Annotated in this window: 8 protein-coding genes, 2 tRNA genes, 5 rRNA genes and 2 pseudogenes (1 of these 17 cut by a window edge); 6 read left to right on the forward strand and 11 right to left on the reverse strand. The window is 58.5% G+C overall.

The genetic code is table 11. The features are described from left to right. Complete coding sequence (locus M0765_RS05835) at positions 1 to 1,374, forward strand: FAD-binding oxidoreductase (protein ID WP_258502533.1); 1,374 nt, start codon at positions 1 to 3, stop codon at positions 1,372 to 1,374. A 16-nt stretch (positions 1,375 to 1,390) separates the two neighbouring features. Here M0765_RS05835 and lnt read toward each other — a convergent pair whose 3' ends face one another. From lnt to M0765_RS05855, 4 genes are all read right to left on the reverse strand, one after another. Further along, on the reverse strand, positions 1,391 to 2,980 hold the full coding sequence (lnt, locus tag M0765_RS05840; protein WP_258502534.1) for an apolipoprotein N-acyltransferase: 1,590 nt from the start codon (positions 2,978 to 2,980) through the stop codon (positions 1,391 to 1,393). Further along, positions 2,980 to 3,858: an HlyC/CorC family transporter gene (locus M0765_RS05845; protein WP_126748280.1), complete on the reverse strand. Its 879-nt coding sequence runs from the start codon at positions 3,856 to 3,858 to the stop codon at positions 2,980 to 2,982. Before M0765_RS05845 ends, lnt begins: the two co-directional genes overlap by 1 nt. Before the next feature lie 151 nt (positions 3,859 to 4,009). Further along, positions 4,010 to 4,738, reverse strand: coding sequence for a GNAT family N-acetyltransferase (locus M0765_RS05850; RefSeq protein WP_157616095.1), 729 nt, complete (start codon positions 4,736 to 4,738; stop codon positions 4,010 to 4,012). 109 nt (positions 4,739 to 4,847) lie between these two features. After that, complete coding sequence (locus M0765_RS05855) at positions 4,848 to 5,321, reverse strand: Lrp/AsnC family transcriptional regulator (protein ID WP_157616096.1); 474 nt, start codon at positions 5,319 to 5,321, stop codon at positions 4,848 to 4,850. Positions 5,322 to 5,486: 165 nt separating this feature from the next. On the opposite strand from M0765_RS05855, the gene hppD reads away from it, so the two are divergent. From hppD to M0765_RS05880, 5 genes and pseudogenes are all read left to right on the forward strand, one after another. Then, complete coding sequence (gene hppD, locus M0765_RS05860) at positions 5,487 to 6,614, forward strand: 4-hydroxyphenylpyruvate dioxygenase (RefSeq protein ID WP_258502538.1); 1,128 nt, start codon at positions 5,487 to 5,489, stop codon at positions 6,612 to 6,614. Between the two features lie 28 nt (positions 6,615 to 6,642). Beyond that, positions 6,643 to 7,436, forward strand: a pseudogene (locus M0765_RS05865) (transporter substrate-binding domain-containing protein). A 16-nt stretch (positions 7,437 to 7,452) separates the two neighbouring features. Further along, positions 7,453 to 8,333: pseudogene (phhA, locus tag M0765_RS05870) on the forward strand (phenylalanine 4-monooxygenase). Positions 8,334 to 8,485: 152 nt separating this feature from the next. Beyond that, on the forward strand, positions 8,486 to 10,177 hold the full coding sequence (locus tag M0765_RS05875) for an AMP-binding protein (RefSeq protein ID WP_258502540.1): 1,692 nt from the start codon (positions 8,486 to 8,488) through the stop codon (positions 10,175 to 10,177). Next, positions 10,178 to 11,107 (forward strand): MBL fold metallo-hydrolase, encoded by a 930-nt coding sequence (locus tag M0765_RS05880; protein WP_258502541.1) that lies wholly within the window; start codon positions 10,178 to 10,180, stop codon positions 11,105 to 11,107. It abuts the gene before it with no gap. 108 nt (positions 11,108 to 11,215) lie between these two features. Here M0765_RS05880 and rrf (M0765_RS05885) read toward each other — a convergent pair. The 7 genes from rrf (M0765_RS05885) to M0765_RS05915 form a co-directional block, all read right to left on the reverse strand. Continuing rightward, positions 11,216 to 11,328, reverse strand: a 5S ribosomal RNA gene (gene rrf, locus M0765_RS05885). Between the two features lie 142 nt (positions 11,329 to 11,470). Continuing rightward, a 23S ribosomal RNA gene (locus tag M0765_RS05890) occupies positions 11,471 to 14,343 on the reverse strand. Positions 14,344 to 14,664: 321 nt separating this feature from the next. Next, positions 14,665 to 14,740 (reverse strand) — tRNA-Ala (locus M0765_RS05895). A 29-nt stretch (positions 14,741 to 14,769) separates the two neighbouring features. Continuing rightward, positions 14,770 to 14,846 (reverse strand) — tRNA-Ile (locus tag M0765_RS05900). 79 nt (positions 14,847 to 14,925) lie between these two features. Beyond that, positions 14,926 to 16,460: ribosomal RNA gene (locus tag M0765_RS05905) — 16S ribosomal RNA — on the reverse strand. 532 nt (positions 16,461 to 16,992) lie between these two features. Beyond that, positions 16,993 to 17,105, reverse strand: a 5S ribosomal RNA gene (rrf, locus tag M0765_RS05910). Between the two features lie 135 nt (positions 17,106 to 17,240). Beyond that, positions 17,241 to 19,582: ribosomal RNA gene (locus M0765_RS05915) — 23S ribosomal RNA — on the reverse strand (it continues 532 nt past the right edge of the window). Together the 16S, 23S and 5S rRNA genes with 2 tRNA genes alongside form the textbook arrangement of a ribosomal RNA operon.

Here is a 19,582-nt window from a genome sequence, read left to right on the forward strand (position 1 = left end):
ATGAACGCATCCATTTCCGCCATAGAGCAACTCCTGCTCGAACTGCCCGAGCTCGACTGGATCACCGACGAAAGCCGCGTGGCGCGGCTGTCGCAAGACTTCTCATGGTTCAGCCCGGTACTGACCCGCCAGCTGAAAGACAAGCGCGCCGACGTGGTCGTGCGTCCGCGCACCGAAGACGAAATACGTGCAGTGGTCGGCGCCTGCGCACGCCGCGGCGTGCCGATCACCCTCCGCGGCAGCGGCACCGGCAACTACGGCCAGACCACGCCGCTCGCGGGCGGCGTGGTGCTCGACATGACGGGCTACAACGCTTTTCTTTGGGTGAAGCCCGGCGTGGCGCGCGCGCAGGCCGGCATTCGCCTGGGCGAGCTCGAGAAGCAGACCAAACCTTCCGGCCAGGAGATGCGCTGCATGCCCTCCACCTACCGCAGCGCCACGCTGGGCGGTCTGTTCGGCGGCGGCTTCGGCGGCGTGGGCTCCATCAACTACGGACCGCTCGGTGCGCCTGGCAACGTGCTCGGCATTCGCGCGATGACCATCGAAGCCGAGCCTCAGATGGTCGAACTGCGCGGCGCCGAGGCGATGCGCATGCACCACCTGTGGGGCACCAACGGGCTGGTGCTCGAAATCGAAGTGGCGCTCGCGCTGTCGCATCCCTGGCTCGAAACGCTGGTGACCTTCGACCAGTTTGAAGACGCACTGCACTTCGCCGACAAGCTCGCGAATGCGCCCGGCATCGTGAAACGGGAGATCGCTTTTTTTGCCGCGCCCATTTCCGATCATCTGGCGCAGCTCGCAGCGCATCTGCCCAAGGGCTGCCACACGGTGTTGTCGCTCGTGGCCGAGTATTGCGAACCGGCGATGCTGATGCTGGCCGAGGCGCACGGCGGCACCGTGAGCTACCGCAAGACGGCAGCCGAGGTGCAGAAGAGCAACCGCACGCTGATGGAGTTCACCTGGAACCACACCACGCTGCATGCGCTGAAGATCGACCCCACGCTGACCTATCTGCAGAGCGGCTTCGTGCCCGGTCGGCACGTCGAGCAGATCATCGAGATGGAAAAACTGCTCGGCGGCGAGGTGATGATGCACATCGAGTTCATCCGCAACGTGGCGGGGCTCATGACCTGCAGCGGGCTTCAGCTGGTGCGCTTCAGCACCGAAGAAAGGCTCTCGGAAATCATCGACATTCACCGCGCCCACAACGTGCACATCAACAACCCGCACGTGAACATCGTGGAAGACGGCAAGGCCGGTGGACCGCTGCCGCCCGAAGTCATCGAGGTGAAGAAGCGCTTCGATCCGCTGGGGCTGCTGAACCCGGGCAAGCTGCGCGATTGGCCTGTGAAGGCGGTGCCGGCAACAGCCTGACGACGATCGCCCTGCGTCAGCCGTTGCGGCGGCGCAGCGCGAAGGCCACGGCGACCACAGCCAGCGCCGAAATCCACAGCGGCCAGAGCCCGAACGGCGCCACCCAGCGCGCATAGGGCGTGAGCCCCTTGCGGCCTTCGACCGGCGCCTCGAGCACGCCGCGCATAAGGCGCGGCAGCTGGTGCGTGACGCGGCCTTCGGCGTCGATCACCACAGTGGCGCCGGTATTGGTGGCCCGCACCATCGGCCGCGCGAACTCGAGCGAGCGCATGCGCGAGATGGCCAGGTGCTGGTCGATGGCGACCGAGTCGCCGAACCATGCGATGTTGCTCACGTTGAGCAGGATGGTCGGCGCTGTAGCCTCGTCCTTGAAGTTGGCGCCGATCTCGTCGCCGAACAAGTCTTCGTAGCAGATGTTCGGCGCAATACGCTGGCCCTGCCAAGCAAAAGGCGCCTGCGCCAGGCCGCCGCGGGCGAAATCGCCGAGCGGAATGTTCATCATCCGGATGAACCAGCGAAAGCCCGGCGGAATGAATTCGCCGAAGGGAACGAGGTGGTGCTTGCTGTAGCTGTAGGGCTGCGCGACGCCGGGCTGGAAGCCGAGCACTGCATTGCTGTAGGTGCCTTGGCCGCCCATCGGAAGCCCGACGATGGCGGCTTGCATGCCCTGGCTGTAGCGCGCCTGGATGGCTTCGAGGTAACCGGCGGGCAGTTGCTGCGGCAGCAACGGCAAGGCGGTTTCGGGCGTGACCACGAGCGAAGCCTTGGCGTCGCGCAGCTGCTCGCCGTACCAGCGCAGCGCCAGGTCAATGCCGCCTCCGGGGATGAATTTTTCGTCTTGCGGGATGTTGCCCTGGAGCAGCGCCATCTGCAGCTTGCCGCTGGAACCCTTGTCGCCTCGAGCCTCGTCAGGCAGCGGATGGATCAGGTGCGGCGCCGCGAATACGGCGGCGATCACTACCAGCGACTGCGCCAGTGCCGCGGTGCGCGCAGGCCGCGTGAGAGCGACGAGCGCGGCCACGATGGCGGCGACTGCGCCGATGCCGTAGACGCCAATCCACGGTGCCCAGGCTGCCAACGGCCCTTCGACGTGCGCGTAGCCGCCTGCGCCCCATGGAAAGCCGGTGAACCAGCTGCCGCGCACGAGTTCGGCGAGTGTCCACAGCGCGGCAAAGACCAGCGCGCCGGTCACAGGCCCCCGAGACCTGCGAACGACGAACCAGGCGCAGGCCACTGCGTAATAGAGCCCGAGCGCCGCCGCAAGCGCGAGCACTGCAATGGCCGCAAGCGGTGCCGGAAGCCCGCCGTAGGTGTGCATCGAGATGAAGAGCCACCAGAAGCTGCCGGTGAGCCAGGCCGTCGAGAAAAGCCAGCCGTGCAGTCCGGCGCGGCGCCAGCCGGCGCCTTCGGCGCGCAGCCGGTCCAGTAGGCCGACGAGCCCCGCCAGCGAGATCAGCTGCAGCCACCACAGCGGCTGGCCGTTCGCGGGCCAGGCAATGGCGGCGGCCTGCGCGAGACCCGCGAAAGCAAAGCCGAGAAGGCGCAGCAGGCCCACGGCGGAAAAGAGGCGCGAGGTGCGGAGCGTGGCCGCTGCGGGCAATGGCATCAGTCGGCCGCGTCGCTGCCGCGGGCCGGAGACACCTTGAACCAGCGCACGGCGCCGCCCTTGGTGTGCAGCACCACGAAGTCGAAGCCGCCGATGGCGTGGTGCTCGCCGCGCTTGGGCACGTGGCCCATTTCATGTGCGATGAGTCCGCCGATGGTGTCGAAGTCTTCGCTCAGCTGTTCTTCGTCGAAGACGATGCCGAATGCTTCGGCCACGCGCTCGATGGGCGTGTCGCCCGAGACGCGGTAGGTGTGGTCGGCCAGGCCGAAGATGTCGCCCTCGTCTTCGGCAATGTCGAACTCGTCTTCGATCTCGCCGACGATCTGCTCGAGCACGTCCTCGATGGTGATCAGCCCGGCCACGCGGCCGAACTCGTCGATCACGATGGCCAGGTGGTTGCGGTTGCCGCGGAACTCGCGCAGCAGGTCGTTCAGGCCCTTGCTCTCGGGAACGAAGGTGGCAGGCCGCAGGAGCGCGCGGATGTTGAGGCCCGGCGCGCGCTGCAGCTTGAGCAGGTCTTTCGCGAGCAGGATGCCGATGATGTTTTCTTTTTCGCCCTCGTACACCGGGAAGCGCGAGTGCGCGGTGTCGATGACCAGGTGCAGCAGCGCGTCGTACGGCGCGTCGATGTTCACCAGGTCCATGCGCGGGGCGGCCACCATCACGTCGCCGGCCGTCATGTCGGCCATGCGCAGCACGCCTTCGAGCATCACGCGCGACTCAGCGCCGATCACCTCGTTGTCCTCGGCGTCTGCCAAGGTTTCGATCAGCTCGTCGCGCGAGTCGGGACCGGGGTGGATGAATTCGGCCAGTTTCTGGAGAAAGCCGCGCTTGTCTTCCCGTTCGACGGGTGCGCGTTCAGGGTGAGGTTCGGCCACTGCGGGAGGCGTAGTTGAAGAGATACAAGGATACCGGATTGCGTGTGACAGGCACTACCCTGGCAATTCCGCTACAGGAAGAAACAAGAGCGGCGCGCCGTCGGGCCGCCCGAGGCGAGCCGCGTCGCCGCGGCAGCGCCCTGTTCCCTGCTTATTGGGCCGACTTGCTGCGGGCGTCGCGAATGCCGCTGCGCACTTCTTGCAGGCTGGCGAGAAAAGCCCAGAACTGCTTGGCGCGGGTCTTGAGGTGGTAGTCGACCGCCGCGTAGTGCTCGAGCGCAATTTCGCTCATGCGGCTGTCGAAGGTGGCGCTCGGCAGCTGCAGGTGCGCCTCGGATTCGGAACCGCTGCGCACCACGGTGGCGCCGGCGTTGCGGGCGATCTTCAGCATGGCGGCGTTTTCGCTCAGCGCATGGATGAAGAGCATGCCCACGCCTTCGTTGCGCGCCACGACCACGGCGCGCTCGAACAGGCGGGCGCCGTAACCGCGGCCACGTGCATGTGCCGCCACCGAGACGCCGAACTCGGCGCAGTCGCTGTGCTGGTCGTCCGGCGCGAACGCCAGGTGGGCCATGGCGATCAGGTCGAGGCGGCGGTTGTAGATGCCGAAAAGCTCGTCGCGGTCGAAGTCGAGGCCGTCGACGTAGCGCTGCACCTGCTCGTCCGACGCGGCGTAGCCGAAGCGCAGGTAGCGGTCATGGGGGGTCAGCGCCAGCAGGTGGCGCGCGATGCGGTCGCGTTCGCGCGGGCCGATCGAGCGGATCGGCACCATGACGGGCTGGGGCGCGGAGGTCGCGCGCGGTTGCGCCTCAACCATCGGCGCCTTCAGGAAAGAGCCGAGGCCGAGAGACGCTTGGATAAGGGTCTTGGCGGTGAGCATGGCTCAAATATAAGGGTTTCCCCTTAATCAACAAGTCCGAATGGGTACTTCCGGTTGTCATTTGTGAACCAGTACCAAAGCGCGTGTGATTGGAGCAACGAATTCGTTGCTAAACCGGTACAGCCGTTGTGGCCTTGACACGATCCAGCACAAAGCTGGTCTTGCAGTCTTCAACACTCGGATGCTTGAGCAGGGTATCCATGATGAACCGGCTGTAGTGGCCCATGTCGGCGACCACCACGCGCAAGAGGTAGTCCATTTCGCCAGTGAGCGCCGCGCATTCGACCACCTCGGGCCAGGTCTGGACGCTGGCGCGGAACAGGTCCATGGGGTTGCGCTTGTGGCTCTCGGTATGCTTTTCGAGACGCACGTTGAGATACGCGGTGAGGCCCAGGCCAATGACTTCGGGGCGAACGAGAGCCACGTAGCGGTCGATGACGCCGCTTTCCTCCAGCCGCTTGACGCGCCTGAGCACGGCACTCGGAGAAAGGCTGACTTGCTCGGCAATCTGGTCGTAGGTAGCACGTCCGTCTGCTTGCAGCGTGCGCAATATGAGCCGATCAATCTTGTCGAGTGCTTCCATATTGCTATTTTTGCAGTTTTTCTGCGTCTTTGCTACTTAGGGCGCCCAACAACGCTGAAAACGTGAGCGGCATCCGCCCTACATTGCTGCAAAGGCCGCTTCGGTGCGCTTTTTCGCAATTTCCCTGCTTCTTTATCCATTCGAACCCCACCTCTGGAGACCCCTATGAGCCATACCGACGCCCCCGCCTTCACGCCCTGGGAGAACCCGATGGGAACCGACGGCTTCGAATTCATCGAATACGCGGCGCCGGATCCGGTGGCCATGGGCCAGGTGTTCGAGCGCATGGGCTTCACGGCGGTGGCCAGGCACCGCCACAAGAACGTGCTGCTGTACCGCCAGGGCACGATCAACTTCATCGTGAACGCCGAGCCCGACTCGTTCGCGCAGCGCTTCGCACGCGAGCACGGCCCGAGCGTCTGCGCCATCGCTTTTCGCGTGCAGGACGCCAAGCAGGCTTATGAGCGTGCGATTTCGCTCGGCGCCTGGGGCTTTGCCGACAAGGCCGGCCCCGGCGAACTGAACATCCCCGCCATCAAGGGCATCGGCGACAGCCTGATCTACTTGGTGGACCGCTGGCCCGGCAAGAACGGCGCCAAGCCGGGCGACATCGGCAACATCGGCTTCTACGACGTCGACTTCGAGCCGCTGCCGGGCGTGGCATCGCAGGATGTTCTGGCGCCGAAGGGCAACGGCCTGACCTACATCGACCACCTCACGCACAACGTGTACCGGGGCCGGATGAATGTGTGGGCCGGCTTCTACGAGAAGCTCTTCAACTTCCGCGAGATCAAGTACTTCGACATCGAAGGCCAGGTGACGGGCGTGAAGAGCAAGGCCATGACCAGCCCGTGCGGCAAGATCCGCATTCCGATCAATGAAGAAGGCAAGGAGCAGGCGGGCCAGATCCAGGAGTACCTGGACATGTATCGCGGCGAAGGCATCCAGCACATTGCAATGGGCTCGGACAACCTGTACGAGACCGTCGACGCGCTGCGCGCCAAGGGCGTGACCCTGCTCGACACCATCGACACGTATTACGAGCTGGTCGACAAGCGCATTCCCGGGCACGGCGAAAGCGTGCCCGAACTGCAGAAGCGCAAGATCCTGATCGACGGCAAGAAGGACGCGCTGCTGCTGCAGATCTTCAGCGAGAACCAGCTCGGCCCGATCTTCTTCGAGTTCATCCAGCGCAAGGGCGACGACGGCTTCGGCAACGGCAACTTCAAGGCGCTGTTCGAAAGCATCGAGCTTGACCAGATGCGCCGCGGCGTGTTGGCGGCCCCAAAATAAGCGCCTCTTTCATCGCCCAGGAGCCTCCATGCGCAGCACGTTTTCGATCGGCCTGACCCTCACCGCGGCCGCCGCCGTTCTTTCCGGTTGCGCGATAGCGCCGGCCGCCCCGTGGCCGCGTCGCACCTGGACACGGTGCAGAAGGCCGCCGTGCTGCGCATCTGCACGCCGGGCGACTACAGGCCGTTCAGCTTTCACAAGGCCGACGGCTCGTTCGAAGGCATCGACGTCGACCTGATGGCGGGCTTCAGCGCCAGCCTGGGCGCCAAGCCCGAGTGGGTGAAGACCACGTGGGCCAACCTGCTGCCCGACCTCACGGCCGGGAAGTGCGACATTGCGGTTGGCGGCGTTTCGGTGACCACCGACCGGCAGAAGCGCGCCTTCTTCAGCGCACCCTACATGGTGAACGGCAAGGCGCCCATCGCGCGCTGTGCCGACGTTGCCAAGTATCAGAGCGTGGCCGACATCGACAAGCCCTCCACCCGGGTCATCTTCAATCCAGGCGGCAGCAACGGGCGCTTCGCACGCGCCAACTTCAAGCAGGCCAAGCTCACGCTGCACGGCGAGAACGTGACGATCTTCGACGAGATCCTTGCCAACCGGGCCGACGTGTTCGTGACCGAGTCCGCGGAAGCGATTACGCAGCAAAAGCTCAAGCCCGGGCTCTGTGCCATCAACCCCGAAAAGCCGCTGCAATACGGCGAAATGGCCTGGATGCTGCCGCGCGATGACGTGGCCTTCAAGGCCTACGTCGACCAATGGCTGCACCTGCAGCAAGCCGGCGGCGACTTTCAGCGTGTGATGAACCGCTGGCTCAAATAACCGAGAGCAATTTCCCATGGACACCCCCGCCGCCGCCACTGCTGCCGTCAAACCTGCTGTTTATGGCGCTTCGGATCGCCCGCCGCGCGGCGACTACTCGCGCGGCGGTGCGGTGCATGCCGACTACACCTGCCCGCAGGACTGGGCCAGCTACACGCCGGCCGACCACGACACCTACAAGCGGCTGTACGAGCGGCAGGCGGCGCAGTTGCCGGGGCTGGCTTGCGATGCGTTCATCAAGGCCCTGCCTTCGCTGGGCGTGAAGGACCGCATCCCGCGCTTCGAGGAAATCAACGAGCGGCTGCATCGCGCCACCGGATGGGAGATCGTGGCGGTGCCGGGGTTGATTCCCGAGTTGCCGTTTTTCACTCTGCTTGCGAACCGCAAGTTTCCGGTGACCGACTGGATCCGCAAGCCCGAGGAGTTCAACTACATCGTCGAGCCCGACGTGTTCCACGATCTGTTCGGGCATGTGCCGATGCTGTTCGACCCGACCTTTGCGGACTACGTGCAGCGCTACGGCGAAGGCGGCATCAAGGCGCATGAACTGGGTGCCGGGGAGAAGCTGGCCAGGCTGTACTGGTACACGGTGGAGTTCGGCCTCATCCGCCAGCCGGACGGGCTGCGCGCATACGGTGCCGGCATCCTGAGTTCGGTGGGCGAGCTGCAGCATGCGGTGCGCAGTGACGAGCCGCACCGGCTGCCGCTGGATTTGCTGCGCACCATGCGCACGCGCTACAAGATCGACACGTACCAGGCCAACTATTTCGTGATCGAGAGCTTCGCGCAGCTGTTCGAACTCACGGCCCCCGATTTCACGCCGCTCTACCGGGCGCTGGAAGTCGAACCCGACATTCCGGCCGGGGTCTGCTGCCGGGTGAATCCGGCAAGGCCTGAGAGCGCTCCTTTCGGGGCGGCGCCACCACGCCCGCCGAGGCCGGCCAAGCCGCGCAGCTATCGCGCGCGCGACAGTGCTTGCCGTTGCCCTAGGACAAGCCCGCTAGTGGGCGGACGCATCTGGCTCCCACAATCCGCGCAAAGGAGCTTGCATGCAGACATCCGCGCGACAGAACTATCCGGCCGACGTGCCGCACGAGATCAACCCCGAGCAGTACCGGTCTCTGACCCACATGTTCGATGAGGCTTTCGGCCGCTACGCCGATCGGCCGTTCTCCGTTTGCATGGAGCGCTGGATGTCGTACGGAGAGCTCGACACGCTCTCGAAGGCGCTGGGCGCCTGGCTTCAGTCGCTCGGCCTCGAGCCGGGCGCGCGAGTGGCCATCATGCTGCCCAATGTGCCCCAGTTTGCCGTCACGATGTGCGGCGTGCTCCGGGCAGGCTACACCTGCGTGAATGTCAATCCGCTCTATACGGCGCGCGAGCTCGAGCATCAGCTCAAGGACTCCGGGGCCACGGCCATCGTCATTCTCGAGAACTTCGCCTCCACTCTGGAGCAGGTGATCGAGCGCACTCCCGTCAAGCACGTAGTCGTCACTTCGATGGGCGATTTGCTGGGCGGCCTCTATGGCGCATGGATCACCATCGCGGTTCGCCACCTGGCCAAGATGGTTCCGCCCTACAAGCTGCCGCTGAGCGGTGGCCGCACGGTCACTGAGTTTTCCAAGGCGATTGCCGAAGGGCGCGGCCGGCCTCTCGGGCCAGATCAGAGCACGCTCGATTCGATCGCATTCCTGCAGTACACCGGCGGCACGACGGGCTTGTCCAAAGGCGCGGTGCTGACCCACCGCAACATCGTTGCGGCCACCCTGCAAGCGGAGGCGTGGTTCACGCCGGCGCTGTCGCGGGCGGGCGACCTGTCGAAGGTCAACAGCATCGCAGCGCTGCCGCTGTATCACATCTTCGCGCTGACGCTGTGCCTGCTGGTCATCCGGCAGGGCTCGCACATGACGCTGATTCCCAATCCACGCGACTTCGACAAGTTCATTGCGGTGCTCAAGAAGCGCCCCTTCCACATGCTGCCGGCGGTGAACACGTTGTTCAATGCGCTGCTCATGCATCCGCAGTTCAAGTCGATCGACTTCTCGACGCTGTTCGTGTCGCAGGCAGGCGGCATGGCCGCCTCTGAGGGCACGGCACAGCGGTGGTTCGAAGCGACCGGCTGCCCGATGATCGAGGGCTGGGGCATGAGCGAGACCTGCGCGATCGGTACGAACAATCCAGTCTCGAACACGAAGTTCACCGGCACGATCGGCTTGCCGCTGCCGAGTATCGAGATCGCCATCAAGGACGATGAAGGCAACTCCCTGCCCGTCGGCACGGCAGGCGAGCTTTGCATCAAGGGCCCGAACGTGATGACCGGCTACTACAACCAGCCGGCCGAGACCGCGGCGGCCTTTACGGCCGACGGTTTCATGCGCACCGGCGACATCGCCGTCATGCAGGAAGACGGCTACAGCCGCATCGTCGACCGCAAGAAGGACATGATTCTGGTCAGCGGCTTCAATGTCTTCCCGAACGAACTCGAGAACGTGATCTCGCTGTGCCCGGGCGTTGTCGAATGCGCGGCCGTGGGCGTGCCGGACGAAAAGCAGGGCGAAGCGATCAAGGTGTTCGTTGTGCGCAGGGATCCCACGCTGACCGAAGAGGCGGTGCTCCAATACTGCAACAGCCAGCTCACCGGCTACAAGCGGCCGAAGCACATCGAGTTCCGGGAAACCTTGCCGAAGACCAATGTCGGGAAGATACTGCGCCGTGAGCTGCGAACCAGCGCGAGCGTCTGAGTGAGCGAGCTCGCCGCGGCCGGGCTGCCGGCGAACCTCGTCGTCTTCGAGCGCGGCTGGCTTTCATCGAACAACGTTCTGTTTGTCGGGGCCGACGAGACCGCGCTGATCGATACCGGGTATGCCACGCATGCCGATCAAACCTTGGCGCTTGTCGAATCGGCGCTGGGGACGCGGCCGCTCGATCGAATATTGAATACCCATTTGCATAGCGATCACTGCGGCGGCAACGCGGCGCTGCAGCGGCACTATCCGAAGGTGCAAACGGAGATTCCGCCTGGAGAGGCGGATCTTGTGGCGCAGTGGGACGAAGGCGGCTTGAGCTTTCGTGCGACAGGACAGATATGTCCACGGTTTCGGTTCGACGGGCTGCTGCGGCCTGGGACGGAATGCATGCTTGGCGACAGGGCTTGGCAGGTGCACAGCGCACCAGGCCACGATCCGCATTCGATCCTTCTGTTCGACCCCGTCTCGCGAACACTGATCTCAGCCGACGCCCTTTGGGAAAACGGTTTTGGTGTTGCTTTTCCCGAGCTGGCAGGCGAGCCGTCGTTCGGGGATATTGCGGCCACGTTGGATCGCATCGAAGCGCTGGCGCCGCTTCGGGTGATTCCTGGACACGGGCGCGTCTTCGCGGACGTTGGTAATTCTCTGGCTACCGGGCGCCGGCGGCTCGACGGGCTCCAGCGGGATCCGGTGAAGCATGCACGGCATGCCATCAAGGTGCTGATGAAGTTCAAGCTGCTCGAGGTGCAGTCCATTGCGCTGAACGAATGGGCCGACTGGCTTCGGAGCGCGTCATATTTCGGTGTTATCCGCGAGCGCTTCTTCGCCGACACGGAGCTGGATCAATTGGCCGAAGATATCTTGGCTGAATTGGTCGCCGCCGGTGCGGCCGAGACGGATTCAGCGCTCATCCGAAATATTTGAGGCTCGCCACTTGGCAATAAAAAGCGCGTCTCCGTGAGATGACGCGCTTTTATAAAATCCAAAGAAAAAAGCCCAACACGCTGTGTTGGGCTTTTCCTGGCTGTAAGAGCCTGACGATGACCTACTTTCACACGGGAACCCGCACTATCATCGGCGCTGACGCGTTTCACTGTCCTGTTCGGGATGGGAAGGAGTGGTACCACGTCGCTATGGTCATCAGGCATAACTTGTTGTCTGGTTGATCACATGATCAATCAAACGAATTCATAGAGTTTGGAATCAGCACGCAATGACTGCGCTGCTTGAATGTATTTTGAATGCGTCAACTTGGCATAACACCTTGATCTGATCGATCAAAGTTATAGGGTCAAGCCGCACGAGCAATTAGTATCAGTTAGCTTAACGCATTACTGCGCTTCCACACCTGACCTATCAACGTCCTGGTCTTGAACGACTCTTTAGGGGGCTCAAGGCCCCGGCAGATCTCATCTTGAAACGAGTTTCCCGCTTAGATGCTTTCAGCGGTTATCTCTTCCACACTTAGCTACTCGGCAATGCCACTGGCGTGACAACCGATACACCAGAGGTGTGTCCACTCCGGTCCTCTCGTACTAGGAGCAGGCTTCCTCAAATCTGCAGCGCCCACGGAAGATAGGGACCAAACTGTCTCACGACGTTTTAAACCCAGCTCACGTACCTCTTTAAATGGCGAACAGCCATACCCTTGGGACCGGCTACAGCCCCAGGATGAGATGAGCCGACATCGAGGTGCCAAACACCGCCGTCGATATGAACTCTTGGGCGGTATCAGCCTGTTATCCCCAGAGTACCTTTTATCCGTTGAGCGATGGCCCTTCCATACAGAACCACCGGATCACTATGTCCTGCTTTCGCATCTGCTCGACTTGTCAGTCTCGCAGTTAAGCACGCTTATGCCATTGCACTATCGTCACGATGTCCGACCGTAACTAGCGTACCTTCGAACTCCTCCGTTACGCTTTGGGAGGAGACCGCCCCAGTCAAACTGCCTACCATGCACTGTCCCCGATCCAGATAATGGACCTAGGTTAGAACCTCAAACACACCAGGGTGGTATTTCAACGTTGGCTCCACAAGATCTAGCGACCCTGCTTCAAAGCCTCCCACCTATCCTACACAGATCTGTTCAAAGTCCAATACAAAGCTACAGTAAAGGTTCATGGGGTCTTTCCGTCTTTCCGCGGGGAGATTGCATCATCACAAACATTTCAACTTCGCTGAGTCTCAGGAGGAGACAGTGTGGCCATCGTTACGCCATTCGTGCAGGTCGGAACTTACCCGACAAGGAATTTCGCTACCTTAGGACCGTTATAGTTACGGCCGCCGTTTACTGGGACTTCAATCAAGAGCTTGCACCCCATCATTTAATCTTCCAGCACCGGGCAGGCGTCACACCCTATACGTCCACTTTCGTGTTTGCAGAGTGCTGTGTTTTTAATAAACAGTCGCAGCCACCGATTTTTTGCAACCCATTCATGCTTCGTTGTTCACTACACACTAATAGGGCACACCTTCTTCCGAAGTTACGGTGTCAATTTGCCGAGTTCCTTCTCCTGAGTTCTCTCAAGCGCCTTAGAATACTCATCTCGCGCACCAGTGTCGGTTTGCGGTACGGTCGTATATAGCTGAAGCTTAGTGGCTTTTCCTGGAACCTCGTTCAGTCACTTCACGGACAAGTCCGCTCGATCGTTGGCCTCGGTATATGTGCACCGGATTTGCCTAATGCACGCCTACATCCAACTAAACCAGAATATCCAATAACTGGATGACCTATTAAGATCCGTCCCCACATCGCACTATATATCGGTACAGGAATATTGACCTGTTTCCCATCAGCTACGCATCTCTGCCTCGCCTTAGGGGCCGACTCACTCTACGCCGATGAACGTTGCGTAGAAAACCTTGCGCTTACGGCGAGGGGGCTTTTCACCCCCTTTAACGCTACTCATGTCAGCATTCGCACTTCTGATACCTCCAGCACGCTTTACAACGCACCTTCACAGGCTTACAGAACGCTCTCCTACCACTTGCAATAAATTGCAAATCCGCAGCTTCGGTAACTGGCTTAGCCCCGTTACATCTTCCGCGCAGGACGACTCGATCAGTGAGCTATTACGCTTTCTTTAAATGATGGCTGCTTCTAAGCCAACATCCTGACTGTTTTAGCCTTCCCACTTCGTTTCCCACTTAGCCAATTTTAGGGACCTTAGCTGGCGGTCTGGGTTGTTTCCCTCTTGAGTCCGGACGTTAGCACCCGGTGCTCTGTCTCCCAAGCTGTACTCATCGGTATTCGGAGTTTGCCTTGGTTTGGTAAGTCGCCATGACCCCCTAGCCAAAACAGTGCTCTACCCCCGATGGTAATACTTGAGGCACTACCTAAATAGTTTTCGGAGAGAACCAGCTATTTCCAAGTTTGTTTAGCCTTTCACCCCTATCCACAGCTCATCCGCTAGTTTTGCAACACTAGTCGGTTCGGACCTCCAGTACCTGTTACGGCACCTTCATCCTGGCCATGGATAGATCACTTGGTTTCGGGTCTACACCCAGCGACTGATCGCCCTATTCGGACTCGATTTCTCTACGGCTTCCCTATTCGGTTAACCTTGCCACTGAATGTAAGTCGCTGACCCATTATACAAAAGGTACGCAGTCACCCCTTACGAGGCTCCTACTTTTTGTAAGCACGCGGTTTCAGGATCTATTTCACTCCCCTCCCGGGGTTCTTTTCGCCTTTCCCTCACGGTACTAGTTCACTATCGGTCGATGATGAGTATTTAGCCTTGGAGGATGGTCCCCCCATATTCAGACAGGATTTCTCGTGTCCCGCCCTACTTGTCGTTAGCTCAGTACCACACAGGTCATTTCACGTACGGGGCTATCACCCGCTATGGCCAGCCTTTCCAAGCTGTTCCGTTATGTCTTGTGCTATCACTAACAGGCTTCTCCGATTTCGCTCGCCACTACTTTCGGAATCTCGGTTGATGTCTTTTCCTCGAGCTACTGAGATGTTTCAGTTCACCCGGTTCGCCTCGCATGACTATGTATTCATCATGCGATACCTTTCGGTGGGTTTCCCCATTCGGAAATCTCCGGATCAAAGCTAATTTGCCAGCTCCCCGAAGCTTATCGCAGGCTATCACGTCCTTCGTCGCCTATCATCGCCAAGGCATCCACCACGTGCTCTTATTCACTTGACCCTATAACTTTGACGTTTCTTTCGAAACTACAAAATCATCACAAGGAATATGTCAGGTCTTTCACCTGACGCGTTATGCCGTACATTCAATTCGATTTGACTCGAAATTGAAGTTTCTTTTGACGCAATCAAAAATTCTATGTTGCTGATGGCACGGTCTGCACTAAACCTTTACGAATGTGCAGTTTCCATCAGCAACGCTGATTCGACTCTATGAATTTTTAAAGAACAGCCGATTGATCAAGAGATCTCGATCAACAACAAAGAAGCCTCATGCATTTGCAGGAAGCCGCTTTGGTGTTGAATTTTACTACCGCATTATTGGTGGAGGATGACGGGATCGAACCGACGACCCCCTGCTTGCAAAGCAGGTGCTCTCCCAGCTGAGCTAATCCCCCAAAACTCTCACACGAGAAATCAGAAGATTTGGTGGGTCTAGTTGGGCTCGAACCAACGACCCCCGCCTTATCAAGACGGTGCTCTAACCAGCTGAGCTACAGACCCAATCGAGAATCAATGAAGATTTCGACTTCTTCCAACAACCGATAAGTGTGGGCGTTTAAATTAAATTGCTTGTTTCCAGAAAGGAGGTGATCCAGCCGCACCTTCCGATACGGCTACCTTGTTACGACTTCACCCCAGTCACGAACCCTGCCGTGGTAATCGCCCTCCTTGCGGTTAAGCTAACTACTTCTGGCAGAACCCGCTCCCATGGTGTGACGGGCGGTGTGTACAAGACCCGGGAACGTATTCACCGTGACATTCTGATCCACGATTACTAGCGATTCCGACTTCACGCAGTCGAGTTGCAGACTGCGATCCGGACTACGACTGGTTTTATGGGATTAGCTCCCCCTCGCGGGTTGGCAACCCTTTGTACCAGCCATTGTATGACGTGTGTAGCCCCACCTATAAGGGCCATGAGGACTTGACGTCATCCCCACCTTCCTCCGGTTTGTCACCGGCAGTCTCATTAGAGTGCCCAACTAAATGTAGCAACTAATGACAAGGGTTGCGCTCGTTGCGGGACTTAACCCAACATCTCACGACACGAGCTGACGACAGCCATGCAGCACCTGTGTTACGGTTCTCTTTCGAGCACTAAGCCATCTCTGGCGAATTCCGTACATGTCAAAGGTGGGTAAGGTTTTTCGCGTTGCATCGAATTAAACCACATCATCCACCGCTTGTGCGGGTCCCCGTCAATTCCTTTGAGTTTCAACCTTGCGGCCGTACTCCCCAGGCGGTCAACTTCACGCGTTAGCTTCGTTACTGAGTCAGTGAAGACCCAACAACCAGTTGACATCGTTTAGGGCGTGGACTACCAGGGTATCTAATCCTGTTTGCTCCCCACGCTTTCGTGCATGAGCGTCAGTACAGGCCCAGGGGATTGCCTTCGCCATCGGTGTTCCTCCGCATATCTACGCATTTCACTGCTACACGCGGAATTCCATCCCCCTCTGCCGTACTCCAGCAATGCAGTCACAGATGCAGTTCCCAGGTTGAGCCCGGGGATTTCACAACTGTCTTACATTACCGCCTGCGCACGCTTTACGCCCAGTAATTCCGATTAACGCTTGCACCCTACGTATTACCGCGGCTGCTGGCACGTAGTTAGCCGGTGCTTATTCTTACGGTACCGTCATTAGCCCTCTTTATTAGAAAAGGCCGTTTCGTTCCGTACAAAAGCAGTTTACAACCCGAAGGCCTTCATCCTGCACGCGGCATGGCTGGATCAGGCTTTCGCCCATTGTCCAAAATTCCCCACTGCTGCCTCCCGTAGGAGTCTGGGCCGTGTCTCAGTCCCAGTGTGGCTGGTCGTCCTCTCAGACCAGCTACAGATCGAAGGCTTGGTGAGCCTTTACCTCACCAACTACCTAATCTGCCATCGGCCGCTCCATTCGCGCAAGGTCTTGCGATCCCCTGCTTTCATCCGTAGATCGTATGCGGTATTAGCACAGCTTTCGCTGCGTTATCCCCCACGATTGGGCACGTTCCGATGTATTACTCACCCGTTCGCCACTCGCCGCCAGGATTGCTCCCGCGCTGCCGTTCGACTTGCATGTGTAAGGCATGCCGCCAGCGTTCAATCTGAGCCAGGATCAAACTCTATAGTTCGATCTTGATTTTTTTCGCTCTTTCGAGCAACTCATAAAAACGGAATTGAAGTGAACTTCACTTCTATTCTCATGAGCGTTTTAAGTCTTGCGACTTGTTCCGAAGAACTTACGCAATTACCTTCAAACGCCCACGCTTATCGGCTGTAAATTTTTAACGAACCCCGAAGCAACTTTCGTCTACTTCGTCTTGCTTGCTGCGATCAGCGAAGCCTTGTAGTCTATCACGGTTTTTTAAGCACCGTCAAACTTTTTTCGCTTTCCACACCTTCTTGTCGCACCCCACAACCTTCGCTGCGAGACGCTGAAGCTGCTTCAGCGGAGCCTTCGATTATGCACTGCTTTTTCAAACCGCGTCAACTTCGAAGAAGATTTTTCTTCAGGAGGCCTGCTCACAGGGAGCCGATCAGCTGAAGTGGCTTGCACAGCCCCTAGAGACTCCGCTTGCCTACCCTTTTGTGTGAGCACTTTTTGGGTGCTCACACAAAAAGGAAAGCCCAACACGCTGTGTTGGGCTTTTCCTGGCTGTAAGAGCCTGACGATGACCTACTTTCACACGGGAACCCGCACTATCATCGGCGCTGACGCGTTTCACTGTCCTGTTCGGGATGGGAAGGAGTGGTACCACGTCGCTATGGTCATCAGGCATAACTTGTTGTCTGGTTGATCACATGATCAATCAAACGAATTCATAGAGTTTGGAATCAGCACGCAATGTGCTTGAATGTATTTTGAATGCGTCAACTTGGCATAACACCTTGATCTGATCGATCAAAGTTATAGGGTCAAGCCGCACGAGCAATTAGTATCAGTTAGCTTAACGCATTACTGCGCTTCCACACCTGACCTATCAACGTCCTGGTCTTGAACGACTCTTTAGGGGGCTCAAGGCCCCGGCAGATCTCATCTTGAAACGAGTTTCCCGCTTAGATGCTTTCAGCGGTTATCTCTTCCACACTTAGCTACTCGGCAATGCCACTGGCGTGACAACCGATACACCAGAGGTGTGTCCACTCCGGTCCTCTCGTACTAGGAGCAGGCTTCCTCAAATCTGCAGCGCCCACGGAAGATAGGGACCAAACTGTCTCACGACGTTTTAAACCCAGCTCACGTACCTCTTTAAATGGCGAACAGCCATACCCTTGGGACCGGCTACAGCCCCAGGATGAGATGAGCCGACATCGAGGTGCCAAACACCGCCGTCGATATGAACTCTTGGGCGGTATCAGCCTGTTATCCCCAGAGTACCTTTTATCCGTTGAGCGATGGCCCTTCCATACAGAACCACCGGATCACTATGTCCTGCTTTCGCATCTGCTCGACTTGTCAGTCTCGCAGTTAAGCACGCTTATGCCATTGCACTATCGTCACGATGTCCGACCGTAACTAGCGTACCTTCGAACTCCTCCGTTACGCTTTGGGAGGAGACCGCCCCAGTCAAACTGCCTACCATGCACTGTCCCCGATCCAGATAATGGACCTAGGTTAGAACCTCAAACACACCAGGGTGGTATTTCAACGTTGGCTCCACAAGATCTAGCGACCCTGCTTCAAAGCCTCCCACCTATCCTACACAGATCTGTTCAAAGTCCAATACAAAGCTACAGTAAAGGTTCATGGGGTCTTTCCGTCTTTCCGCGGGGAGATTGCATCATCACAAACATTTCAACTTCGCTGAGTCTCAGGAGGAGACAGTGTGGCCATCGTTACGCCATTCGTGCAGGTCGGAACTTACCCGACAAGGAATTTCGCTACCTTAGGACCGTTATAGTTACGGCCGCCGTTTACTGGGACTTCAATCAAGAGCTTGCACCCCATCATTTAATCTTCCAGCACCGGGCAGGCGTCACACCCTATACGTCCACTTTCGTGTTTGCAGAGTGCTGTGTTTTTAATAAACAGTCGCAGCCACCGATTTTTTGCAACCCATTCATGCTTCGTTGTTCACTACACACTAATAGGGCACACCTTCTTCCGAAGTTACGGTGTCAATTTGCCGAGTTCCTTCTCCTGAGTTCTCTCAAGCGCCTTAGAATACTCATCTCGCGCACCAGTGTCGGTTTGCGGTACGGTCGTATATAGCTGAAGCTTAGTGGCTTTTCCTGGAACCTCGTTCAGTCACTTCACGGACAAGTCCGCTCGATCGTTGGCCTCGGTATATGTGCACCGGATTTGCCTAATGCACGCCTACATCCAACTAAACCAGAATAATCCAATAACTGGATGACCTATTAAGATCCGTCCCCACATCGCACTATATATCGGTACAGGAATATTGACCTGTTTCCCATCAGCTACGCATCTCTGCCTCGCCTTAGGGGCCGACTCACTCTACGCCGATGAACGTTGCGTAGAAAACCTTGCGCTTACGGCGAGGGGGCTTTTCACCCCCTTTAACGCTACTCATGTCAGCATTCGCACTTCTGATACCTCCAGCACGCTTTACAACGCACCTTCACAGGCTTACAGAACGCTCTCCTACCACTTGCAATAAATTGCAAATCCGCAGCTTCGGTAACTGGCTTAGCCCCGTTACATCTTCCGCGCAGGACGACTCGATCAGTGAGCTATTACGCTTTCTTTAAATGATGGCTGCTTCTAAGCCAACATCCTGACTGTTTTAGCCTTCCCACTTCGTTTCCCACTTAGCCAATTTTAGGGACCTTAGCTGGCGGTCTGGGTTGTTTCCCTCTTGAGTCCGGACGTTAGCACCCGGTGCTCTGTCTCCCAAGCTGTACTCATCGGTATTCGGAGTTTGCCTTGGTTTGGTAAGTCGCCATGACCCCCTAGCCAAAACAGTGCTCTACCCCCGATGGTAATACTTGAGGCACTACCTAAATAGTTTTCGGAGAGAACCAGCTATTTCCAAGTTTGTTTAGCCTTTCACCCCTATCCACAGCTCATCCGCTAGTTTTGCAACACTAGTCGGTTCGGACCTCCAGTACCTGTTACGGCACCTTCATCCTGGCCATGGATAGATCACTTGGTTTCGGGTCTACACCCAGCGACTGATCGCCCTATTCGGACTCGATTTCTCTACGGCTTCCCTATTCGGTTAACCTTGCCACTGAATGTAAGTCGCTGACCCATTATACAAAAGGTACGCAGTCACCCCTTACGAGG

Source organism: Variovorax sp. S12S4 (genome assembly GCF_023195515.1).
In the GTDB taxonomy this organism is placed as follows: Bacteria; Pseudomonadota; Gammaproteobacteria; order Burkholderiales; family Burkholderiaceae_C; genus Variovorax.

Bases quoted from the DNA above. Each gene is read 5' to 3' on its own strand.
- M0765_RS05855 (WP_157616096.1), bottom strand. From the start codon at position 5,321: ATGGAAGCACTCGACAAGATTGATCGGCTCATATTGCGCACGCTGCAA.
- M0765_RS05875 (WP_258502540.1), top strand. From the start codon at position 8,486: ATGCAGACATCCGCGCGACAGAACTATCCGGCCGACGTGCCGCACGAG.
- M0765_RS05850 (WP_157616095.1), bottom strand. From the start codon at position 4,738: ATGCTCACCGCCAAGACCCTTATCCAAGCGTCTCTCGGCCTCGGCTCT.
- hppD (WP_258502538.1), top strand. From the start codon at position 5,487: ATGAGCCATACCGACGCCCCCGCCTTCACGCCCTGGGAGAACCCGATG.
- lnt (WP_258502534.1), bottom strand. From the start codon at position 2,980: ATGCCATTGCCCGCAGCGGCCACGCTCCGCACCTCGCGCCTCTTTTCC.
- M0765_RS05835 (WP_258502533.1), top strand. From the start codon at position 1: ATGAACGCATCCATTTCCGCCATAGAGCAACTCCTGCTCGAACTGCCC.